Annotated in this window: 17 protein-coding genes; 12 read left to right on the top strand and 5 right to left on the bottom strand. The window is 61.7% G+C overall.

Features of this window, described 5'->3' with window-relative positions; translation table 11 throughout:
* Positions 1–262 precede the first annotated feature (262 nt).
* The 3 genes from AB4Y32_RS15555 (at position 263) to AB4Y32_RS15545 (ending at position 3,657) form a co-directional block, all read left to right on the top strand.
* The gene (locus tag AB4Y32_RS15555; RefSeq protein ID WP_368722177.1) at positions 263–1,162 is read left to right on the top strand and encodes a DUF72 domain-containing protein; all 900 of its coding nucleotides are present in this window, start codon (positions 263–265) and stop codon (positions 1,160–1,162) included.
* A gap of 199 nt (positions 1,163–1,361) precedes the next feature.
* On the top strand, positions 1,362–2,825 hold the full coding sequence (locus tag AB4Y32_RS15550) for a hypothetical protein (protein WP_368722176.1): 1,464 nt from the start codon (positions 1,362–1,364) through the stop codon (positions 2,823–2,825).
* Between the two features lie 19 nt (positions 2,826–2,844).
* Positions 2,845–3,657 carry a hypothetical protein gene (locus tag AB4Y32_RS15545; RefSeq protein ID WP_368722175.1) on the top strand — a complete coding sequence of 271 codons (813 nt, stop codon included), beginning with the start codon at positions 2,845–2,847 and terminating at the stop codon, positions 3,655–3,657.
* A gap of 8 nt (positions 3,658–3,665) precedes the next feature.
* On the opposite strand, the gene AB4Y32_RS15540 is transcribed toward AB4Y32_RS15545, so the two are convergent.
* From AB4Y32_RS15540 to AB4Y32_RS15525, 4 genes are all read right to left on the bottom strand, one after another.
* The gene (locus AB4Y32_RS15540; protein ID WP_439899793.1) at positions 3,666–6,149 is read right to left on the bottom strand and encodes a penicillin-binding protein 1A; all 2,484 of its coding nucleotides are present in this window, start codon (positions 6,147–6,149) and stop codon (positions 3,666–3,668) included.
* A gap of 161 nt (positions 6,150–6,310) precedes the next feature.
* Positions 6,311–7,786: a monocarboxylate uptake permease MctP gene (mctP, locus tag AB4Y32_RS15535; RefSeq protein WP_368722174.1), complete on the bottom strand. Its 1,476-nt coding sequence runs from the start codon at positions 7,784–7,786 to the stop codon at positions 6,311–6,313.
* A complete protein-coding gene (locus AB4Y32_RS15530; protein WP_087737318.1) occupies positions 7,783–7,980 on the bottom strand; it encodes a DUF3311 domain-containing protein in 198 nt (65 codons plus the stop codon). Before AB4Y32_RS15530 ends, mctP begins: the two co-directional genes overlap by 4 nt.
* A gap of 201 nt (positions 7,981–8,181) precedes the next feature.
* Positions 8,182–9,072, bottom strand: a complete 891-nt coding sequence (locus AB4Y32_RS15525) for a LysR family transcriptional regulator (RefSeq protein ID WP_368722173.1) — start codon at positions 9,070–9,072, stop codon at positions 8,182–8,184.
* 156 nt (positions 9,073–9,228) lie between these two features.
* Between AB4Y32_RS15525 and AB4Y32_RS15520 the strand changes: the two genes are divergently transcribed.
* From AB4Y32_RS15520 to AB4Y32_RS15485, 8 genes are all read left to right on the top strand, one after another.
* A complete protein-coding gene (locus tag AB4Y32_RS15520; protein ID WP_368722172.1) occupies positions 9,229–9,954 on the top strand; it encodes a pirin family protein in 726 nt (241 codons plus the stop codon).
* 44 nt (positions 9,955–9,998) lie between these two features.
* A complete protein-coding gene (locus AB4Y32_RS15515) occupies positions 9,999–10,409 on the top strand; it encodes a DoxX family protein (RefSeq protein ID WP_087737315.1) in 411 nt (136 codons plus the stop codon).
* A 325-nt stretch (positions 10,410–10,734) separates the two neighbouring features.
* The gene (locus AB4Y32_RS15510; RefSeq protein ID WP_368722171.1) at positions 10,735–11,871 is read left to right on the top strand and encodes a porin; all 1,137 of its coding nucleotides are present in this window, start codon (positions 10,735–10,737) and stop codon (positions 11,869–11,871) included.
* A 176-nt stretch (positions 11,872–12,047) separates the two neighbouring features.
* Positions 12,048–12,182 carry a hypothetical protein gene (locus tag AB4Y32_RS15505; protein ID WP_087737313.1) on the top strand — a complete coding sequence of 45 codons (135 nt, stop codon included), beginning with the start codon at positions 12,048–12,050 and terminating at the stop codon, positions 12,180–12,182.
* Positions 12,183–12,387: 205 nt separating this feature from the next.
* A complete protein-coding gene (locus AB4Y32_RS15500; RefSeq protein ID WP_368722170.1) occupies positions 12,388–13,419 on the top strand; it encodes a fatty acid desaturase in 1,032 nt (343 codons plus the stop codon).
* A gap of 32 nt (positions 13,420–13,451) precedes the next feature.
* Positions 13,452–13,799 (top strand): MocE family 2Fe-2S type ferredoxin, encoded by a 348-nt coding sequence (locus AB4Y32_RS15495; protein WP_368722169.1) that lies wholly within the window; start codon positions 13,452–13,454, stop codon positions 13,797–13,799.
* Positions 13,796–15,043 (top strand): NAD(P)/FAD-dependent oxidoreductase, encoded by a 1,248-nt coding sequence (locus tag AB4Y32_RS15490; protein ID WP_368722168.1) that lies wholly within the window; start codon positions 13,796–13,798, stop codon positions 15,041–15,043. Before AB4Y32_RS15495 ends, AB4Y32_RS15490 begins: the two co-directional genes overlap by 4 nt.
* Positions 15,040–15,921, top strand: a complete 882-nt coding sequence (locus AB4Y32_RS15485) for a sugar phosphate isomerase/epimerase family protein (protein WP_368722167.1) — start codon at positions 15,040–15,042, stop codon at positions 15,919–15,921. Before AB4Y32_RS15490 ends, AB4Y32_RS15485 begins: the two co-directional genes overlap by 4 nt.
* Here AB4Y32_RS15485 and AB4Y32_RS15480 read toward each other — a convergent pair.
* Positions 15,911–16,948: a LacI family DNA-binding transcriptional regulator gene (locus AB4Y32_RS15480; protein ID WP_368722166.1), complete on the bottom strand. Its 1,038-nt coding sequence runs from the start codon at positions 16,946–16,948 to the stop codon at positions 15,911–15,913. The two genes, AB4Y32_RS15485 and AB4Y32_RS15480, sit on opposite strands and share 11 nt — an antisense overlap.
* Before the next feature lie 127 nt (positions 16,949–17,075).
* On the opposite strand from AB4Y32_RS15480, the gene AB4Y32_RS15475 reads away from it, so the two are divergent.
* Entirely contained in the window at positions 17,076–17,897 is an 822-nt protein-coding gene (locus AB4Y32_RS15475; protein ID WP_368722165.1) for an SDR family oxidoreductase, read from the top strand.
* The last annotated feature ends 33 nt before the right edge of the window (positions 17,898–17,930 follow it).

Genomic DNA, 17,930 nt, shown 5'->3' with positions numbered 1-17,930 from the left:
CGATGGACTCATTCGAACGCGGGCGCTTCCCTGCACGGCCGTTGTCCGGATGTACTCTGCGGCGCCGACCGCCGCGTGACAGCCGCTGTGCACGGAATTGACTGCAACTTCGAATGGCTTCCAATTCGTATAACGATCGTGCGCAAATCTGACTGAACCCGGGTTTGCCCCAATACCGTATGTAGCGCGCGCGGACCGTCCCGGCGTGCATCGACGCAACATGCAGTACGATGGCCGCAATGACCCGCACACCAGGCCCGCTATGTCGATCGAAGTCGGGACGGCGTCGTGGACCGACGCCACGCTGATCAAATCCGGCCGCTTCTATCCGAAGGGCTGCACGAGCGCGGAAGCGCGCCTGCGTTTCTATTCGAGCCAGTTTCCGATGGTCGAAGTGGATGCGTCGTACTACGCGATGCCCAGCGTGGCGAACTGCGCGCAGTGGGCCGAGCGCACGCCCGAGCACTTCACGTTCAACGTCAAGGCGTTCCGGCTTTTCACGGGACACCAGACAGAGCGCAAGTTCTTTCCGCCGGACATCCAGCCGCTGCTGCCGCAGAACGACAAGCGGAACCTCTATTACCGCGACGTGCCGCCCGACATCATCGACGAGATGTGGCGTCGTTTCTTCGAGGCACTCGAACCCTTGCGCGCGGCGGGCAAGCTCGGCGCGATCCTGTTCCAGTTCGCGCCGTGGCTCTCCACCGCGCCGCGCGACAAGGCGCACGTCAAGCACTGCGCGGACCGGATGGAAGCGTATTTGACGGCCTTCGAGTTTCGCAACGCGAGCTGGTTCGACGAGCGGCATCGCGAATCGACGCTCGCATTCGAGCGCGAGCGCGGCCTCGTGCATGTCGTGATGGATGCACCCGAGGGCGTCGCGAACCGCGCGCATACCGTGTGGGAAGCGACGTCGCCGGAACTGGTTATCGTGCGCATGCATGGCCGCAATGCAGAAACATGGAGCGGCAGCGCGACCGCGTCGGGCCGCTTCAACTACGACTACTCGCAGCGCGAACTCGAAGAGATTGCGATGCCCGTGCGCGAGATCGCCAAACGCGCGGGTCGCACGCATGTCGTTTTCAACAACTGCTTTGAAGACTCCGCGCAGCGCAACGCGCATTCGATGATTCGCATCCTTCAGCAAGAGCGCTTCGCGTAACCCATTGCATCGCCATTCAATAGCCTTTGAATAGCCTTTAGCGAACCTCGCATTCGCGCGCGGCATTCGTTGCGCTACTTTCCCGGTTGCAATTCAGTCTGCATCGACTAGCCTCGTCTTATTCAAAGCAATTACAAACCGCTTTCATAAGACGAATAAGGCAAGCGACGCTTATGAATAACGACGCCAGGGTGTATCGATGCTATTGACCGGCTACGCGCAGGCCAGCGAGCCGGGCGTGCTGCAACTATGGGTTGGCGTATTCGGCGTGGCCGCGCCGCCCGCGCCTCAGGTTTTCATCGACCGGCAAGCGGCCATTCCCCTCGCGCCCACGCAGTTCTTTCCGATCCGCGATTTCAGGATCGACGACGCCGGCCAGCCGATCAATCACCAATGCGTGATGCGCTTCAAGGTGTCCGACGAATCGAGACCGCGCCAGATTCGAATCGACGCCGACGGCGAATCGTTTGAATTCGCGAGTACTTCGTTGCCTCGAGAAGTGCCGACGCTGATGAACGGCAGCTTCAATATTCTGCTGTCGTCGTGCTATTCGCAGCCGGAAGATCTCGATGGACTGCTCGGCACGATCGTCTCGCAGATCAAGGTGCAACCGCATCTGACGGTGCTCGCCGGCGATCAGGTGTATCTCGATCTTCCGCTCACGCAGCATGTGCCCGACCGGAATCCGGACCGCGCGCATCTGCTTGCCAACAAGTACTACCTCAACTGGCTCTCCGGCGCGCTGCGCGTGCCGGGCCTGCAATCGGTGCTGGAGCGTGCGCCCGTCGTGTGCATTCCCGACGATCACGAGTTCTGGAACAACTACCCGTTCGCGCAAAAGCAGTTGCCCGACACGTGGACGGATGGGTCGCGACAACTGCTCGGCGATACGGCGCGCGCGCTATACGAGGACTATCAGATCGGCGGGCCGCCAGGCGGCGCGGGCGGTGCAATACGGCTCGACGTCGAGCCATTGAAGATGCTCTTTGTCGATATGCGCTGCGATCGCGACAGTGCGCTCACGTCGTTGATGGGCCCCAAGGCTGTCGCCGCAATGAATGCGTGGGAAAAAGATCTGATCGATGCGCATGCAGCGGGTAAGCCCGCCGTCGGCCTGCTCGCGTCGGGCCAGGCGCTCTTTATCGATCCGCCGCAAAGCGACTGGAGCATGAAAACCTTCGACGCGGAAATGCCGAATTACCAGCAGTTCAGCGTATTGCAATCGACGCTCGGCCGGCTTGCGGATGACGGCATTCCCGTCGTCTACATGACGGGCGACGTGCACTGGGGACGCGTCGCATCGGGCCACGATCTGCCGACGAACACCGCGCTTTATGAAGTGATTGCATCGCCGTCCCGGCTCATTCGCGTGCCGTTTCTCGACACGGCGAAAGAAGCGGCCAATTCGATCAAAGGCATTTTCGGCGCGAAAGCCCCATGGCCGCGCCATTCCGATCCGGAGCCGGTGCCGGATCGCTTCGGCCTCAATCATCGCTTCGCGCTCAAGCAGGAATATGGGCAGCGCGGCGACCAGGTGGCGATCGTATCGTTCACGCGCGTCGGCAGCGGCGTCGATATGCAGGTCACGTACTACGGCATTTCCAGCGACAAAGCGATTTCGCAATCGGTATCCACGACGCGCTTCGAACTGCGCGCGCGCTAACAAGAAATGAGGCGAGGCCATGCTCAAGATCGTACGATCGACAACGACGCAATCGAATCCGCAATTCGTTTCATTCGACCGCAAGGATGGCGAGAGCAATACCGCATGGGGCGAGCGCGCCGTGCTCGACATGAAAGCGGGCGGCCCCGACGAGTGGACCTATGTGGTGCTGCTCGGCGGCAGCGATACGCTAGCGTTTCGCGTGCGCGTCGCGCAATCGCATTTGCGGCACGACATGCTGCCGTCGTTCTGGTCCGAATCGATACTCGTCAAGCTCGCCGACGCGTCGCTCGCCAACGCTCAAGCGCTGCATGTGCCTTTGCATCAGCCCGAAGGCCCCGCATTTGCGGCGCGCGTGAATGGCGTCGTCGCGCGTCCGCTCACCGATTTCGACGACACGCAGCGCTTTCCGAACATCGCCGTCATTGCATTGCCCGTCGAGCAAGAGAAAGTGGTGGGCAAGGTGCCGAGCTTTCAGCAGTCGCGCGCGACACTCGATGCGCTGGAACACGTGTTGCGCTGGCTCGCCTTTGCGTGGGGCGCGGCGCGCACGCCGAATCCGTTGCACGACAACTATGGCCTGCCGTCCACGTGCATGATCGAAACAGTCTGCGCAGCCGCCAATTTCGACCTGACGCCAGGGCTCGAATCGAGAGCGTCATGTCCCGAAGCGATCTGGGCCGCCGCGAACTACTGGCACGAGTACTTCGAGAAGTTCAACGGCAGAGAACCGATCGGCCGCTACTTCACGTCGCATACATATCCGATCGTAGAGCCGTCCGCGCCCTCGCCTTCTTCATCAACTCCGCCTAAACGCAAGGCGAAGCGATGAGCGCCATATCAGGGCTGTGAAGCAGGCGCACTCTCGGACGGCAGAGCAGGCGTCGGCGCAAGCACGGGCGGCTGTGATTCGCTAGCGCCCGCAGCGGGCGCGCTCGCCGATGCTTTCGCGCTCGCCTGGCCAGGGGTTGGGAGAATCGGCGGCTGCGATGCGGCGGGAGAGATGATCTGCGGCGGCTCGGCATCCGTCGGCGCGGACCCTTCTGAGGCAGGGGGCGCATTCTCCACGACGGGCGCGGCAGGCGCCGGACGCGGCTTCGCGCGCGGAGCCGGCGCAGGCGTCTCGCTCTTGCCGGACGACGGGAACAGATGCTCCATCCACGCGCGCAGCTTCTCGCGGAACGTCTCGAACATGCCCGGCGGCGGCTCTTGTTCAAACTTCACGTGCGAATCGACAAGACGCGAGCGCAGCGCCCGCTGGAAGAAGTCGCCGACGATCGGCAATGCGCTATGCGCGCCCTGCCCCCAGTAATCGCTGCGCAACGTGACGCGGCTGTCGTTGAAGCCGACCCACGCGCCCGCGACGAGTTGTGGATGCATCAGGATGAACCAGCCGTCCGCGTTGTCTTGCGTCGTTCCCGTCTTGCCCGCGACATCGGCGCGAATGCCGAAGCGCGTGCGAATCGCCGAGCCGGTTCCCTTGTTGACGACCGAGCGCATCGTATCGATCAACCTCAGTGCGCTGGCGACGGGCATCACCTGATCGGCGCGCGACGGCTGAAATTCGGCTAGCACTTCGCCCTTGCGGTCTTCGATGCGCGTGACGATCATCGGTGCAAGCCACGCGCCTTCATTCGAGATCGTGCTGTACGACGAAACCATCTCCTTCAGCGTCACGGGGCTCGTGCCGAGAGCCAGCGAAGGCACCGCTTCGAGCGGGCTTTCACGCACGCCCATCGCGCGCGCGAGCCGCGCGACCTTTGCCGGACCGACTGTCTCCATCAGTTGCGCTGTGATGCGATTGCGTGAATACGCAAGGCCGTCGCGCAACGTGATGGGACGGCCGCTCGGCGCGTCCTCGTCGCTCGGCCGCCAGACCTCGCCGCCTGCAAGCGGAATTTCGACGGCCTGATCGGGGAACGTATCGTCCGGTTTCGCGCCCTGCTCGAATGCCGCGCCGTACACGAAAGGCTTGAACGTCGAACCCGGCTGACGCCGCGCCTGCGATACGTGATCGTACTGATCCTGCGTGAAATCGCGGCTGCCCACCCACGCCTTGATCTGCCCGTCGCGCGGGTCCATTGCGATGAACGCGGCCTGCACGCGCGTCTTGCTTTCGCACAGCGACTTCATGAACGCGCGATCCGCCGACAAATGCTTGAGCGCATCTTCATCGCTGATGCCCGAGTCTTTGGCGCTGCGGTATTCGGGCGTCTCGCGAATGAACGCGTCGAACACATCCTTATGGCCGGAGCATGCGCCGTGTGCATTCCAGGCCGCATTGGCAATCGATTGCAGCTGATTGCCCTGCCACGTCAGCGCCTGCGTGGCCATCGTCTGAAGACGCGCATCGATCGTCGTGCGCACGACGAGACCATCCGAATAGATGTTGTAGTCGTTCGCATCGGCCCATGCGATCAGCCATTTTTTCAACTGTTGTGCGAAATGCGGCGCGGGACCGGGCGGTTCCGTTTGCCGTTCGAAATCGACACGCAGTGGCCTGCCCTTGAGCGAATTGAATTGCGCCACAGAAAGACGGCTGTACTTCACCATCTGTCCGAGCACGATATTGCGCCTGTCCAGCGCGCGCTCGGGATTGATCACCGGGTTGTAATAGCTATTGCCCTTCAGCATGCCGATCAGCGTCGCGCTTTCGAGCACGGTGAGATCACTGGCGGACTTGTCGAAATAGGTGCGCGCCGCCATTTCGATGCCGTACGCGTTATAGAGAAACGGCACCGTGTTCAGATAGGTTTCGAGAATCTCGCTCTTCGTATAGACGGCTTCGATCTTGAATGCCGTGATCGCTTCCTTGATCTTGCGCGTGAGCGTCGGCGCGCGGCCGATGTCGTCGGGATAGAGATTGCGTGCGAGCTGCTGCGTGATCGTCGATCCGCCCTGGCGGTCGCCCGAAAACGTGTGCAACGCAGCGCCCGCCGTACGGCGAAAGTCGATGCCGTGATGTTCGTAGAAGCGGTGATCTTCCGTCGAGATCAATGCGTCGATGACGTGCGGAGAAATATCGGAGAGCTTCACCCACACGCGGTTGGTCGGCTTGAATTCGGCGAGCAGCTTGCCGTCGGCCGAATAGACTTGCGCGGGCTGCTCGATCTTCGCCTTGCGAATGTCCCCGATGCCGGGCGTGAACGGAATCAGGATCAGCACGTAAAGCAGCATGAGCGCCGGAATGGCCGCAATCGACAACGCGACGCCACGCCGTGTCGGGTGGCGCAAACGATGCACCGCGCTCATTGCATACGGCTTCAGATGGGCCCACGCCCTGAGGAAGATTTCCCGGAGAAACGACAGTATCGACCGTCCCACGCTAACGCACCATCGGCTGAAAAGCGTGCATCCTACCAAAAGAGCGCGAACGTACAGGCGTTTTGCAAGAATCGCAGACCCGCCGATCCAATGCTGGAAAAGACAACGGCCGAACCCGCTTGCGAAGACGGGTTCGGCCGAAGCGTAGTGCTAAAGCGTTATCAGGCATGCGCGCGCTTTGGCGTGATCGTCGAAACGACGAACGTCACGACGATATTCACGACGAGCGCGATCAGACCGATATAGATCGGCCACGTCGAATCGCCGATATGCAGCGGGAACACGGGCTTGAGGCCTTGCGAAATAGCGAGCCCCGTGCCGACGACGATGCCGACCAGCCAGCCGAGGAACAGCCCCGGCGTATTCAGGCGGCGCGTGTACAGCGTGAACACGATGGCCGGGAAGATCTGCAGAATCCACACGCCGCCGAGCAGCTGCAGGTCGATTGCGTATTGCGTCGGCAGGAACACGATGAAGAGCAGCGCGCCGAACTTTACGACGAGCGACACGATCTTCGCGGTGGAGGCTTCCTCAGCCGGCCGCATGTCCGGCGACACGATGGGGCGCCACAGGTTGCGCGTGAACAGATTCGCCGCGCCGATCGACATGATCGCGGCGGGCACCAGCGCGCTGATCGCAATCGCCGCCGCCGCGAAGCCCACGAACCACGACGGGAACAGCTTGCCGAAGAGCATCGGCACGACGTCGGACGCCGATTTCACGTGCACGCCGGCCGCTATCGCCATATAGCCGAGCAGCGCGATCAGGCCGAGCAGCAGCGTGTACGCGGGCAGGAAGATCGCATTCTTGCGCACCGTCTGCATCGACGATGACGACAGCACGGCCGTCATCGTATGCGGATACATGAAGGCCGCGAGCGCCGAGCCGAGCGCCAGCGATGCAAACGCGGTGAATTGCGAAGGCTTCAGGGTGATGCCCGTCGCGCCGCCCTTCGCCTGGAAGTACTGGTCGGCCGCATCGAACACATGACCATAGCCGCCGAGCTTCACGGGGATCAGCCACACCGCCGCGATCACGACGATATAGATCATGATGTCCTTGACGAACGCGATCATCGCCGGTGCGCGCAGGCCGCTCGTGTAGGTATAGAGCGCGAGGATCACGAACGCGATGACGAGAGGCGCCTCGCCCGTCACGCCGAGCCCCTTGATCACGACCTGCATGCCGACCAGTTGCAGCGCAATGTACGGCATCGTCGCGACGATGCCCGTCAGCGCGACGGCAGCGGGGAACCATTTGCCGCCGTACTCGCCGTGCACGTAGTCGGCAGCCGTGATGTGGTTCTTCGCGTGCGCGATCTTCCACAGTTTCGGCATCACGGCAAACACGAACGGATAGACGATGATCGTATAAGGCAGCGCGAAGAAGCCATACGCGCCGACCGAATAGACCAGCGCGGGCACGGCGATCACCGTATAGGCCGTATAGAAATCGCCGCCGACGAGGAACCAAGAAATGATCGTACCGAACTGGCGTCCGCCGAGGCCCCACTCGTGCAATTGCGTGAGGTCGCCTGCTTTCCATCGCGCGGCAATGAAGCCGAGTACCGTGACGAGAAGAAAGAATGCGATGAATACGGCCATCGCGACCGGGTTCACGGGGTTGAGTTCGCTCATTTAATACCCCGGTAAACGATATAGATCAGCAGCGACGTGAGCGGAACCCACAGGAACTGATACCAGTAGAAGAAAGGAAAGCCCGCGAACGAAGGGCGCGTGTCGTTGTAAAACGGCAGCCACAACAACGCGATATAGGGGATCAGCAAGATGAGCCATAGCCACGAGCGGCCGGCCGGTTCGGTAGGTTCCACGATTGTCCCTCTTTGGTCTATCTGATTGATTCAGCCTTGCTGTGGCGCCGCGTCAATATGCGTGCATGTGCATATTTCCGCCGCCCCCCGCAAAGGTACGCGCATTATGTGCGAAAACCTTCAAAAGTGCTGGCACGGCACCCGGTCCTTAGGGTCTCTCGGCAGATCCATCGGACCCACTACGTGCAAATGGGTTGCAGGTCATTTGCGTAAGGCCTTCGCAAAACGGTCGCGCAGGAACTGCGTGAACGCACGGATCGTCACGGATGCCTGTCTGTGCTGCGGATACACGGCATAAAGCGTCAACGGCGGCGAGACGAATGTGTCGAGCACTTCGACGAGCTTGCCGCTTGCCAGCGCGTCGGCCACGATGAACTCCGGCAGGCGCGCAATACCCAGGCCCGCGATCGCCGCGTCGCGAATCACTTCGCCGTTATTCACACGCAGCGGACCGTGCACTTCGATCGTCTTGCTCGCCCCATCGACGATGTACTCCCAGCCGGTGCGCCCTTCCTGCCCATACAGCAGGCAGGCATGGCGCGCGAGATCGTCGGGCGTCACGGGCGGGCGGCGCGCCTTGCGATAAGCGGGACTGCAGCACGACACCATGCGCATTTCCGCGAGCTTCTGCGCGATCAGCGTCGAGTCCGCCAGCGTGCCGATGCGCAGCGCCATGTCGAAGCCCTCGCCGACCACGTCGACGACCCGGTCGCTCAGATCCATGTCGATGCGCACATCGTGATTCGCGCGCAGGAATGCGGCGACGAGCGGCGACAGGTGAATCATGCCGAACGACATCGGCGCGCTGACCCGCAGCAGCCCGCGCGGGTCCGAGCGCCCCGACGACATCGCCTGCTCGGCGTCTTCCACGTCCGCAAGGATGCGCGTCGCGCGCTGGTAGAACTCGTAGCCGAGGTCGGTCACGGCGAGCTTGCGCGTGTTGCGCACGAGCAGGCGCACGCCGAGGCTCGCTTCGAGCGCCATCACGCGCCGGCTGACGAACTGCTTCGACAGTTGCAGGCGGTTCGCGGCCGCCGTGAAATTGCGCGCGTCGACGGTGGCGACGAAGATTCTCAAGTCGTCTAGCTGCATTGGGTTCGGCCTCTTTTGTCCACTCTAATGCGACGGTGATTCCCATTTGACGTCGATTATAGTCACTCCGATTGACCTACACTTCGATCACTGCTTCAGACAACGGCACCGTCGCTGTCTTGTGAAGCAAAGGCAATCGATAAACGGAGATGGGAAATGATCGACCTCAGACACGCCAATGAACGCGGGCGCGCCGAACACGGCTGGCTCAGCTCACGCCATACCTTCTCGTTCGCGAACTACTACGATCCGAAGCAGGTCGGCTTCTCCGATCTGCTCGTGATCAACGACGACCGCGTGGTCCCGGCGCGCGGCTTCGGCAAGCATCCGCATCGCGACATGGAGATCTTCTCGTACGTGCTGGAAGGCGCGCTCGAGCACAAGGACTCGATGGGCACGGGCTCGGTGATCGTCCCCGGCGACGTGCAGTTGATGAGCGCGGGCACGGGTGTCACGCATAGCGAGTTCAACCATTCGGCACACGAGCCGGTGCACTTCCTGCAGATCTGGATCGCGCCGTCGGTGAAGGGTGCGACGCCGCGTTATCAACAGCAGAACTTTTCTGCGCAGGACAAGCGCGGCACGCTGCGCCTCGTGCTGTCGCCCGATGGCGAGAACGGGTCGCTCGAATTGCGCCAGGACGCGCGCGTGTATGCCGGTCTTCTCGACGGCAACGAAACGGCCGGCGTCGATCTTGCCGCTGACCGCTACGCGTATGTGCATGTCGCGCGCGGCAGCGTGAAGGTGAACGGCGTCGAGCTGAAAGAAGGCGACGGCGCGCGCATTCGCAACGAACGCCGACTCGAATTGACGGACGGGCAGGACGCGGAAGTTCTCGTATTCGACCTGCGCAATAACGAAGTATCGGAACTGTGGTCGTAAGCGGCAAACGCTGACGACCTAACTACATTGAAAGAGGCTTTGAAATGAACGCTTTTATCGAACAACGCAAGGACGCACTGCTGCTCGTCGGACGTGTGCTTTTGGTCGTGCTTTTCGTGCTGTTTGGCTGGAGCAAGCTCACCGGCTTCTCCGGCACCGAGCAGTATATGGCGGCGACGGGCGCGCCCGCGCCCGCCGTGTCCGCGATCATTGCGATCGTGATGGAACTGGCCGTCGGCATCGTGATCGCCATCGGCTTCAAGACGCGCCCGCTCGCACTGCTGCTTGCCGTCTATACGCTCGCCACCGCGTTTATCGGCCACCACTTCTGGACGCAAACGGGCATGGAGCATTTCGTCAATATGATCAACTTCTACAAGAACATCAGCATCATCGGTGGATTGCTGCTGTTGTTCGTGACGGGTCCGGGCAAGTACTCGATCGATCGCGTCTAGGCAGACCTGGAGAGGTGTCAAGCAGGGCGGCCACTGGCCGCCCTTTTTTTTCTTTGGAATCGCAACGGAAGCGCAAATCACTGCAATTGAGGCATCGGCGCAACACTATTGTCACGTTCGCGGCATCGTCGAAATTGATGTGATAAAAGTCCGCCTGCCTGCATCGAGTCAGGCGCGCACGAGCCAGGAGACTCTCGCAATCAGCCTGCCGGTTTGCAATACGCAATTTGCACATACGCATTGGCGACGCAAATGCACAGCGGCTCACTCGTCGCGCGCAAAAACAAAAAGCTCCACAGGGTTCTCAACGGATGAAAAGACAATCATGAACAAACAACTCAAACGAACCGCCGCGGCATTGGGCGCATCGGCGATCACCCTCGCCTGCCAGTCCGCATTCGCACAAAGCTCGGTCACGCTGTATGGCGTCGCGGACGTCGGCATTCGCTATCTGACGCACTCCGACGCGAACAACGACGGACGCCTCTTCATGACCAACGGCGCAATTACGAACAGCCGTTTCGGCCTGAAGGGTTCCGAAGATCTGGGCAATGGCCTGAAGGCGATCTTCCAGCTGGAAAGCGGCATCGATCTGCAAAACGGCGCGCAATCGGATAGCAAGCGCCTCTTCAATCGCGCGGCGTATGTCGGCCTGTCGAGCAACTACGGCACGGTGACGCTGGGCCGTCAAAAGACGCCGCTATTCGATTTGCTCGGCGATACGTACGATCCTCTCACCGTCGGCAACTACTTCGAGAACGCGTGGCTTCCCGTTGCATTGGGCGCAGGCCTCTACGCGGACAACGCCGTGAAGTACGACGGCACGTTCGGCGGCCTGAACGTCAAGGCGATGTATTCGTTCGGCACGGACTCGACGTCGACGGGCGCAAATGGCTTCTCCGGCCAGATTCCGGGCCACCTCGGCGCGGGCAGCATGTATGGCTTCACCGCGTCGTATGCATTCGGTGCGCTGAGCGTTGCAGCAGGCGTGCAGCAGAACAGCGACAACTCGAATCACAAGCAGACGATCTTCAACGCGAATGCCGTCTACGCGTTCAGCACCGCGAAGGTCTATGTCGGTTATCTGCATTCGAAGGATGACACGGGCTTCGTCGACAGCACGCTCTCGCAACGGGATCTGACGCTCGGCGTCGATATCCTGAAGGGCTCCGGCCGCAAGGACGATGGTCCGTTCGCGGGCGTCACGTGGCAAGCGACGCCGGCGCTGCTGCTCACGGGCGCGTTCTACTACGACCACATGAAGAACGCGGCAATCGGCGGCGGCGCACTCGGCAGCGGCAACCGCTACACGGGCGTGGCCGTGGCGGAATACGCGCTGTCCAGGCGCACGGAAGTGTATGGCACCGTCGACTTCAACAAGGTCACGGGCGCAGCGACGGCCGAACTCCCCGGCACGTCGAACCAGACGGGCGTCTCGATCGGCATCCGCAACATCTTCTGATGATGGACGGCACGCGCGTCCGGTAACGCGCACGCATGCCTGAAGGCGGGCGTCATGGTCTTTGAAAGGCCATGTCGCCCGCTTTTCATTTCAGCCGCGCAAAACACCTGCCGGGAAGAACTATGATATACAGGAAAACCCTTGATTCGCAGTCGCTCTGTTCGAGCAGTACCAGCATGAAACGCATTGCCGCCTTTTGCCTGACGACGTGGTCCGCCGCAGCAGTTCTCTATTTCGGCCAGCACTCGGTTTCACTCATCGTATTGAGCGGTGTGATCGTGTTCGGCGGGTTCGATCTTCTGCGCCCCTGAGCCAGCCAAGCCCCGCTTTACCGCGTCACACACGCCGTCCGCGCGGCATGATGGAAATCCATCATTTTTCGACGTGAGACCTCGCTCTCCTTCCACTATCTTTGTGCAAACGGAATAAGTCCTGAAGCGTCCCGCTGAAGGAAATCCCGCAAACGCAAAGCATGCAACAACAAACTTGCATGGGACCAGAGTAAGGAGACAACTCATGTCCTCGACTTCAGCCGTCGATGGCCGCGCAACGGCGCGCCAGGCAGACGACTCGTCCTTCGACGCGAGCATCGCGCAGCAGTGGTATCAGCCGCGCATTCCGCGAGCTGTGCTCAAAGAGCTGATGAAGCGCGACGATGCCGCGGGCCTGCGCAATTTCATTCCGTGGCTCGTGCTGCTCGCCGCGTCCGGCGCAGTGGCGGCCTTCGCGTGGGGGACGTGGTGGGCCGTGCCTGCGTTCTTCGTCTACGGCACGATCTATTCGTCGAGCGACGCGCGCTGGCATGAGCTGTCGCACGGCACGCCGTTCAAGACACGCTGGATCAACGACGCGCTCTATCACCTGTCGTCGTTCATGACGATCCGCGAAGGCTACTGGTGGCGCTGGAGTCACGCACGCCATCACACGCATACGTACTTCCAGACGCGCGACCCGGAAATTCAGGTCGCGCGCCCGACAAAAGTACTGCCCATCGTCCTCGATTTCGTCGGACTGGTCGGCAGCTCGCTCGAAATCAAGAAGATCGTGCGTCACGCATTTGGCCGCGTCGATGCCGCCACCGACGCTTTTCTGCCCGCAAGCGAAAAGCCCAAGATGATCTGGTCGTGCCGCATCTATCTCGCCATCGTCATCGGCACGATCGCACTGGCGATCGCCATGCGCAGCTTTCTCCCGCTGATGTTCGTGTGGACGCCGCGCTTCTATGGCGGCTGGCTGCATCAACTGCTCGGCCTCACGCAGCATGCGGGGCTTGCCGTCAACGTAAAAGACCATCGGCTGAACACGCGCACCGTGCATACCAACTTCGTGTTCCGCTTTCTTTATCTGAACATGAACTATCACCTCGAGCATCATCTGCTGCCGATGGTGCCGTTCCATGCACTGCCGCGTCTTCACGAAGCGATCAAGGACCAGTTGCCGCCCGCGTATCCGAGTGTGTATGCGACGTACCGCGAAATGGTGCCCGCGTTGTGGAAGCAGCGCACGGACCCCACGCATGTGATCGAACGAAACCTTCCCACTGTCTGACGTAAAAGAACATTAGAGGAGAGGAAAGCACCATGAGCGTCGAAACGAATGAAAAGATCCACTGGATTGCGGCGTGCGCGCCCAATGATATCGACGAAGAAGACGTCATGCGCTTCGATCACAATGGCGCGAGCTACGCGCTCTATCGAATCGCTGACGGCTACTATGCGTCGGACGGCTGGTGCACACATGAGCAGGCGCATCTCGCCGATGGCTTCGTCGTGAATCGCGAAATCGAATGTCCGCTGCACCAGGGGCGTTTCGACATTCCAAGCGGCAAGGCCATGAGCGCGCCTGTGTGCGTGCATCTGAAGACGTACCCCGTGCGTGTCGAAAACGGCGAAGTACTGCTTGGCCTTCCCGTGCAGGAGGCGTCATGAGCGCACGTCCCGCGATGGTGATCATCGGCGCAGGCCAATGCGGCGCGCGCACCGCGCATGCGCTGCGCGAAAACGGCTGGGACGGCGAAATCACGCTGCTCGGCAACGAATGCACGGCCCCTTACGACCGGCCGCCGCTGTCGAAAGCCGTGCTGCTCGGCGAGCGAAGCACGGCGCAGTGCGCGTTCTATGACGAAGCGTTCTATCGGGACCGGCGCATCGATCTGCGTGTCGATGCGTGCGTGCAGCAGATCGATCGCGGCGCGCGCAAGGTCATCCTGAAGGATGGACGCAGTATCGTCTATCAGCGTCTGTTGATCGCGACGGGCGCCGAACCCAGGCGTCTCGACGTGCCGGGCGCGAATCTCGAAGGCGTGTATCTGCTGCGTACGGCAGATGATGCCAATGCGCTAGCCGAAGCATTGCAGCCTTCGCGGCGCATCGCGATTGTCGGCGCAGGCTTCATCGGCCTCGAAGTCGCGGCGTCAGCCGTTGCGCGCGGCTGCGAAGTGGTCGTCATCGAAGCGGGCGCGCGCGCGTTGATGCGCGCGGTGCCTGAAGTCGTCGCGGGCTACCTGATCGACAGGCATCGCGAGATGGGCGCGAAGATTCATTTCGCCGCGCAGATCGAACGGCTGCTGGGCACGACGCACGTGACGGGCGTCAAGCTCAAGGACGGCACGCAGATCGCGTGCGATTGCGTGGTCGTCGGCATTGGCGTGAAGCCGCGCACGGAACTGGCGGAAGCCGCGGGCATCGATGTCGCGGACGGCATCGCCGTCGACGATACATTGCGCACGAACGACCCGCACATCTTCGCGGCGGGCGATGTGTGCTCGTTTCCGCATCGTCTGTTCAGGCGGCGCATGCGGCTCGAATGCTGGAAGAACGCCGAGGACCACGCGCGCATCGTCGCGCGCAACATGCTGGAGCGTGGCGAAACGTATTCGGAAGTGCCGTGGTTCTGGTCGAATCAATACGACATGACGATTCAGATCGCCGGCATGCCCGCATTCGGCGTGCAGACTGTCGTGCGCGAAACAGGCGCCACGTCGCGCATTTTCTTCGCGCTCGATCGCGACGGCGTGCTGGTCGGCGCAAGCGGCGTCGGCAAGGTCGCCGAGATCGCGCGCGATGTGCGCGTCGCTCAGGCGCTGATCGCGCAGCAGGCACGCATCGAGCCTGCAAAGCTCGAAGATCCCGCCGTCAAGCTGAAAGATCTCGTCGCCGCGGAGGCGGCATGACGCAACGGCTTGCCGTCTATCAGTCGCTGTGGGCCATGGAGCGCCGTCATACGGATGGCTTCGAGCGCTCGCTGGAAGAAAACGTCGCCATGATCGCGCAAGCGGGTTTCGAAGGCGTGAGCGCGTCGTATGGATCGCGCGACGATGTCCGGCGCCTCACGCAAGTTCTCGCGCCACTCGGTCTGCAAGTGGAAGCGCAATGCTTTCCGCGCACGGTCGACGATCTCTGCCCGATCCTCGAACAGGCCGTCGAGTTCGGCGCGCATCATATCGACCTGCAACCGGATGTGAGGCCGCGCCGTCTCGCCGATGCGCTCGCGCTGATCGACGGCTGGCAGCGGCTCGCGGAACAGGTGGACATTCCCGTCTACATCGAAACGCATCGCGACCGCATGACGACCGATCTGCATTTCACGCTCGATCTTCTCGATGAAAGGCCGGATCTGCGTCTGCTCGGCGATCTCTCGCATTACCTCGTCGGCCGCGAGTTCGCGTGGCCCGTGAACGAAGAGAACGAAGCCGCGATGCAACGGATCATCGATCATTCGTGGGCATTTCATGGGCGCGTGGCGAGCCGCGAGCACGTACAGATCGAGATTTCATTCGAGCCTCACCGGATGTGGGTCGATCTGTTTCTGCGCTGGTGGCGCGATGGTTTCGTTTCATGGCGCAAGCGCGCGGGCCCCGACGACACGCTCGTGTTCACGTGCGAGCTCGGGCCTAAACCCTACGCGATCATCGGGCGCGACGGCAACGATACGACCGACCGCTGGGCCGAATCGCTGCTGATGCGCGACTGGATACGCGATCTGTGGAATGACGTGACGCGGGACGAAGCGAAGCGAGACGAAGCGCCCGCGCTCGAGATCAATCGGTAAGCGGCAGGTTCTCGCGCAACAGGACCGACACGGGAATCTGCTGCGCCATCGTCACGCCCGGATCTCGATGATAGTGACGCAGAACGATTTCGATCGAATGCAGCGCTTCTCCGATCGGATTTTGATCGAGCACGGCATCGAGCACGCCTTCGATCAGAAGGCGTCGCGAGGTGTCGTTGAGCTCGTGTCCGATCAGCACGGTCTTGTGCACGCGGTCCATTGCGCGCAGCGCGTTGCCGATGCCTTCGTCGCCGACCGAGATGTTGTAGATGCCGCGCAGGTCCGGATGGCGGCGAAACGCGTCGCGCGTGAGGCTTTCGGTGATCGACGACTGCTCGCGGCTTTCGACGGTCTCGACGATGTCGCAAGCCGGAAAGCGCCGCCGCAGCACGGAACGAAAACCGCTTTCGCGTTCTTCATGGCCGAGGAAATCATGCATGCCCGTCATCACGAGCACCTTGCCGCCCCCATCGCCGAGAAAGCGGCCCATCAGCTCGCCGGCGACGCGCCCCGCGCAGCGATTGTCGATGCCCACATAGGCAAGCCGGCCCGTACCCGGCAGATCGCTTGCAAGCGTGACGACGGGCATTCTGTGGCTCAGGTGGCGCAGCGCCGCCGTGATATCCGGATGCTCGTACGCAACGATCACGAGCGCATCGGCCTTGCGCGTCGCCCGCTCGATCGCTTCGACGACGGCATGTGGTTCGAGGCTGTCGAAGTACGTGACCGCGCAAATCACACGCTGCGTTTCGAACGTCTTTTGCGCAAGCTCGAAACCCTGCTTCAGATGCACGTAGTACTGCGCGACGGGCTGCTGCAACAGGATCGCGATGCGCAGCCAGCGCACCGACACGGACTCCAGCGCGCGATCGATCTTCAGCTTGCGCGCCCATTCGAGCACGCGGGTTTCCTTGTCGCGCGATACGCCGCCGCGCCCGTTCAATACCCGATCGACTGTCGCCTCGCTGACCCCCGCCGCGCGCGCGATGTCACTCATGCTCGTCTTGCGGCGGCGGGACTCGGTCATGATCGGATTCGTTGTGATCGAAATAGCACAATGATCGCATCGACGCCGCGCGCGCAGCAAGCCGCGTTATTCCGCTATTCAAAGCAGTACCTGCTCTCACTCTTGAAGGAATCACAGGAGACAACGTATGGGCCAATTCGATTCGAAGATCGCCATTGTTACGGGCGGATCGCAGGGGCTAGGCGCCGCAATTGCCGCGCTATTCGCCGAGCGCGGCGCACGCGGCATCGTCATTTGCGGCCGCGCGAAAGAGAAAGGCGAAGCGAAAGCACGCGAGCTGAGCCAGCTTGGTGAAACGATTGGCGCAAAGGTCGTGTTCGTGCAGGCGGACCTCGCGAATGTCGATGACTGCCGCAATGTCGTCGCCACTGCCGATCGACAATTCGGGCGCATCGACGTACTGGTGAATGCGGCGGCACTGACCGATCGCGGCACGATCCTCGATACCGATCCCGCGCTGTTCGACCGCATCTTCGCGACCAATGTGCGCGCACCGTTCTTTCTGATGCAGGAGACGATTCGCGTGATGCTGCGCGAGCGTATCGAAGGGACGATCGTGAATATCGGCTCGATGTCCGCGAAGGCGGGGCAGCCGTTCATTTCCGCCTATTGCGCATCCAAAGGCGCGCTCGCGACGCTCACGCAGAACACCGCATACGCGCTATTGCGCAATCGTATTCGCGTGAACGGGCTGAATCTGGGCTGGATGGCTTCAGCCGGCGAAGACCGTATTCAACGCGAGTTTCATGGCGCGACAGACGGCTGGCTGCAACAGGCGGCCGCCGCGCAGCCGTTCGGCAGGCTGATCGATCCCGCGGAAGCCGCGCGCGCCGTCGCGTTTCTCGCAAGCGATGAATCGGGCTTGATGACGGGCTCGATCGTCAACTTCGATCAGACCGTGTGGGGCGCATATGAAAATGCGCCGCATCCCGTCGAGCCCTTGAAGTAAATCTGAGCCGTGTTGCCTGCTGAGTAGCCTTAA

Origin of the sequence: Paraburkholderia phymatum, from assembly GCF_040965635.1 — a bacterium.
GTDB lineage: Bacteria > Pseudomonadota > Gammaproteobacteria > Burkholderiales > Burkholderiaceae > Paraburkholderia > Paraburkholderia phymatum_B.
The sequence above is the reverse complement of the archived record's forward strand: the minus strand, read 5'-3'. Positions and strand labels throughout refer to the sequence as shown.

What these genes read in the sequence shown, in the direction of transcription:
- AB4Y32_RS15555 (WP_368722177.1), top strand. Translation starts at nt 263, where the DNA reads ATGTCGATCGAAGTCGGGACGGCGTCGTGGACCGACGCCACGCTGATC.
- AB4Y32_RS15550 (WP_368722176.1), top strand. Translation starts at nt 1,362, where the DNA reads ATGCTATTGACCGGCTACGCGCAGGCCAGCGAGCCGGGCGTGCTGCAA.
- AB4Y32_RS15545 (WP_368722175.1), top strand. Translation starts at nt 2,845, where the DNA reads ATGCTCAAGATCGTACGATCGACAACGACGCAATCGAATCCGCAATTC.
- mctP (WP_368722174.1), bottom strand. Translation starts at nt 7,786, where the DNA reads ATGAGCGAACTCAACCCCGTGAACCCGGTCGCGATGGCCGTATTCATC.
- AB4Y32_RS15525 (WP_368722173.1), bottom strand. Translation starts at nt 9,072, where the DNA reads ATGCAGCTAGACGACTTGAGAATCTTCGTCGCCACCGTCGACGCGCGC.
- AB4Y32_RS15520 (WP_368722172.1), top strand. Translation starts at nt 9,229, where the DNA reads ATGATCGACCTCAGACACGCCAATGAACGCGGGCGCGCCGAACACGGC.
- AB4Y32_RS15515 (WP_087737315.1), top strand. Translation starts at nt 9,999, where the DNA reads ATGAACGCTTTTATCGAACAACGCAAGGACGCACTGCTGCTCGTCGGA.
- AB4Y32_RS15510 (WP_368722171.1), top strand. Translation starts at nt 10,735, where the DNA reads ATGAACAAACAACTCAAACGAACCGCCGCGGCATTGGGCGCATCGGCG.
- AB4Y32_RS15505 (WP_087737313.1), top strand. Translation starts at nt 12,048, where the DNA reads ATGAAACGCATTGCCGCCTTTTGCCTGACGACGTGGTCCGCCGCAGCA.
- AB4Y32_RS15500 (WP_368722170.1), top strand. Translation starts at nt 12,388, where the DNA reads ATGTCCTCGACTTCAGCCGTCGATGGCCGCGCAACGGCGCGCCAGGCA.
- AB4Y32_RS15495 (WP_368722169.1), top strand. Translation starts at nt 13,452, where the DNA reads ATGAGCGTCGAAACGAATGAAAAGATCCACTGGATTGCGGCGTGCGCG.
- AB4Y32_RS15490 (WP_368722168.1), top strand. Translation starts at nt 13,796, where the DNA reads ATGAGCGCACGTCCCGCGATGGTGATCATCGGCGCAGGCCAATGCGGC.
- AB4Y32_RS15485 (WP_368722167.1), top strand. Translation starts at nt 15,040, where the DNA reads ATGACGCAACGGCTTGCCGTCTATCAGTCGCTGTGGGCCATGGAGCGC.
- AB4Y32_RS15480 (WP_368722166.1), bottom strand. Translation starts at nt 16,948, where the DNA reads ATGACCGAGTCCCGCCGCCGCAAGACGAGCATGAGTGACATCGCGCGC.
- AB4Y32_RS15475 (WP_368722165.1), top strand. Translation starts at nt 17,076, where the DNA reads ATGGGCCAATTCGATTCGAAGATCGCCATTGTTACGGGCGGATCGCAG.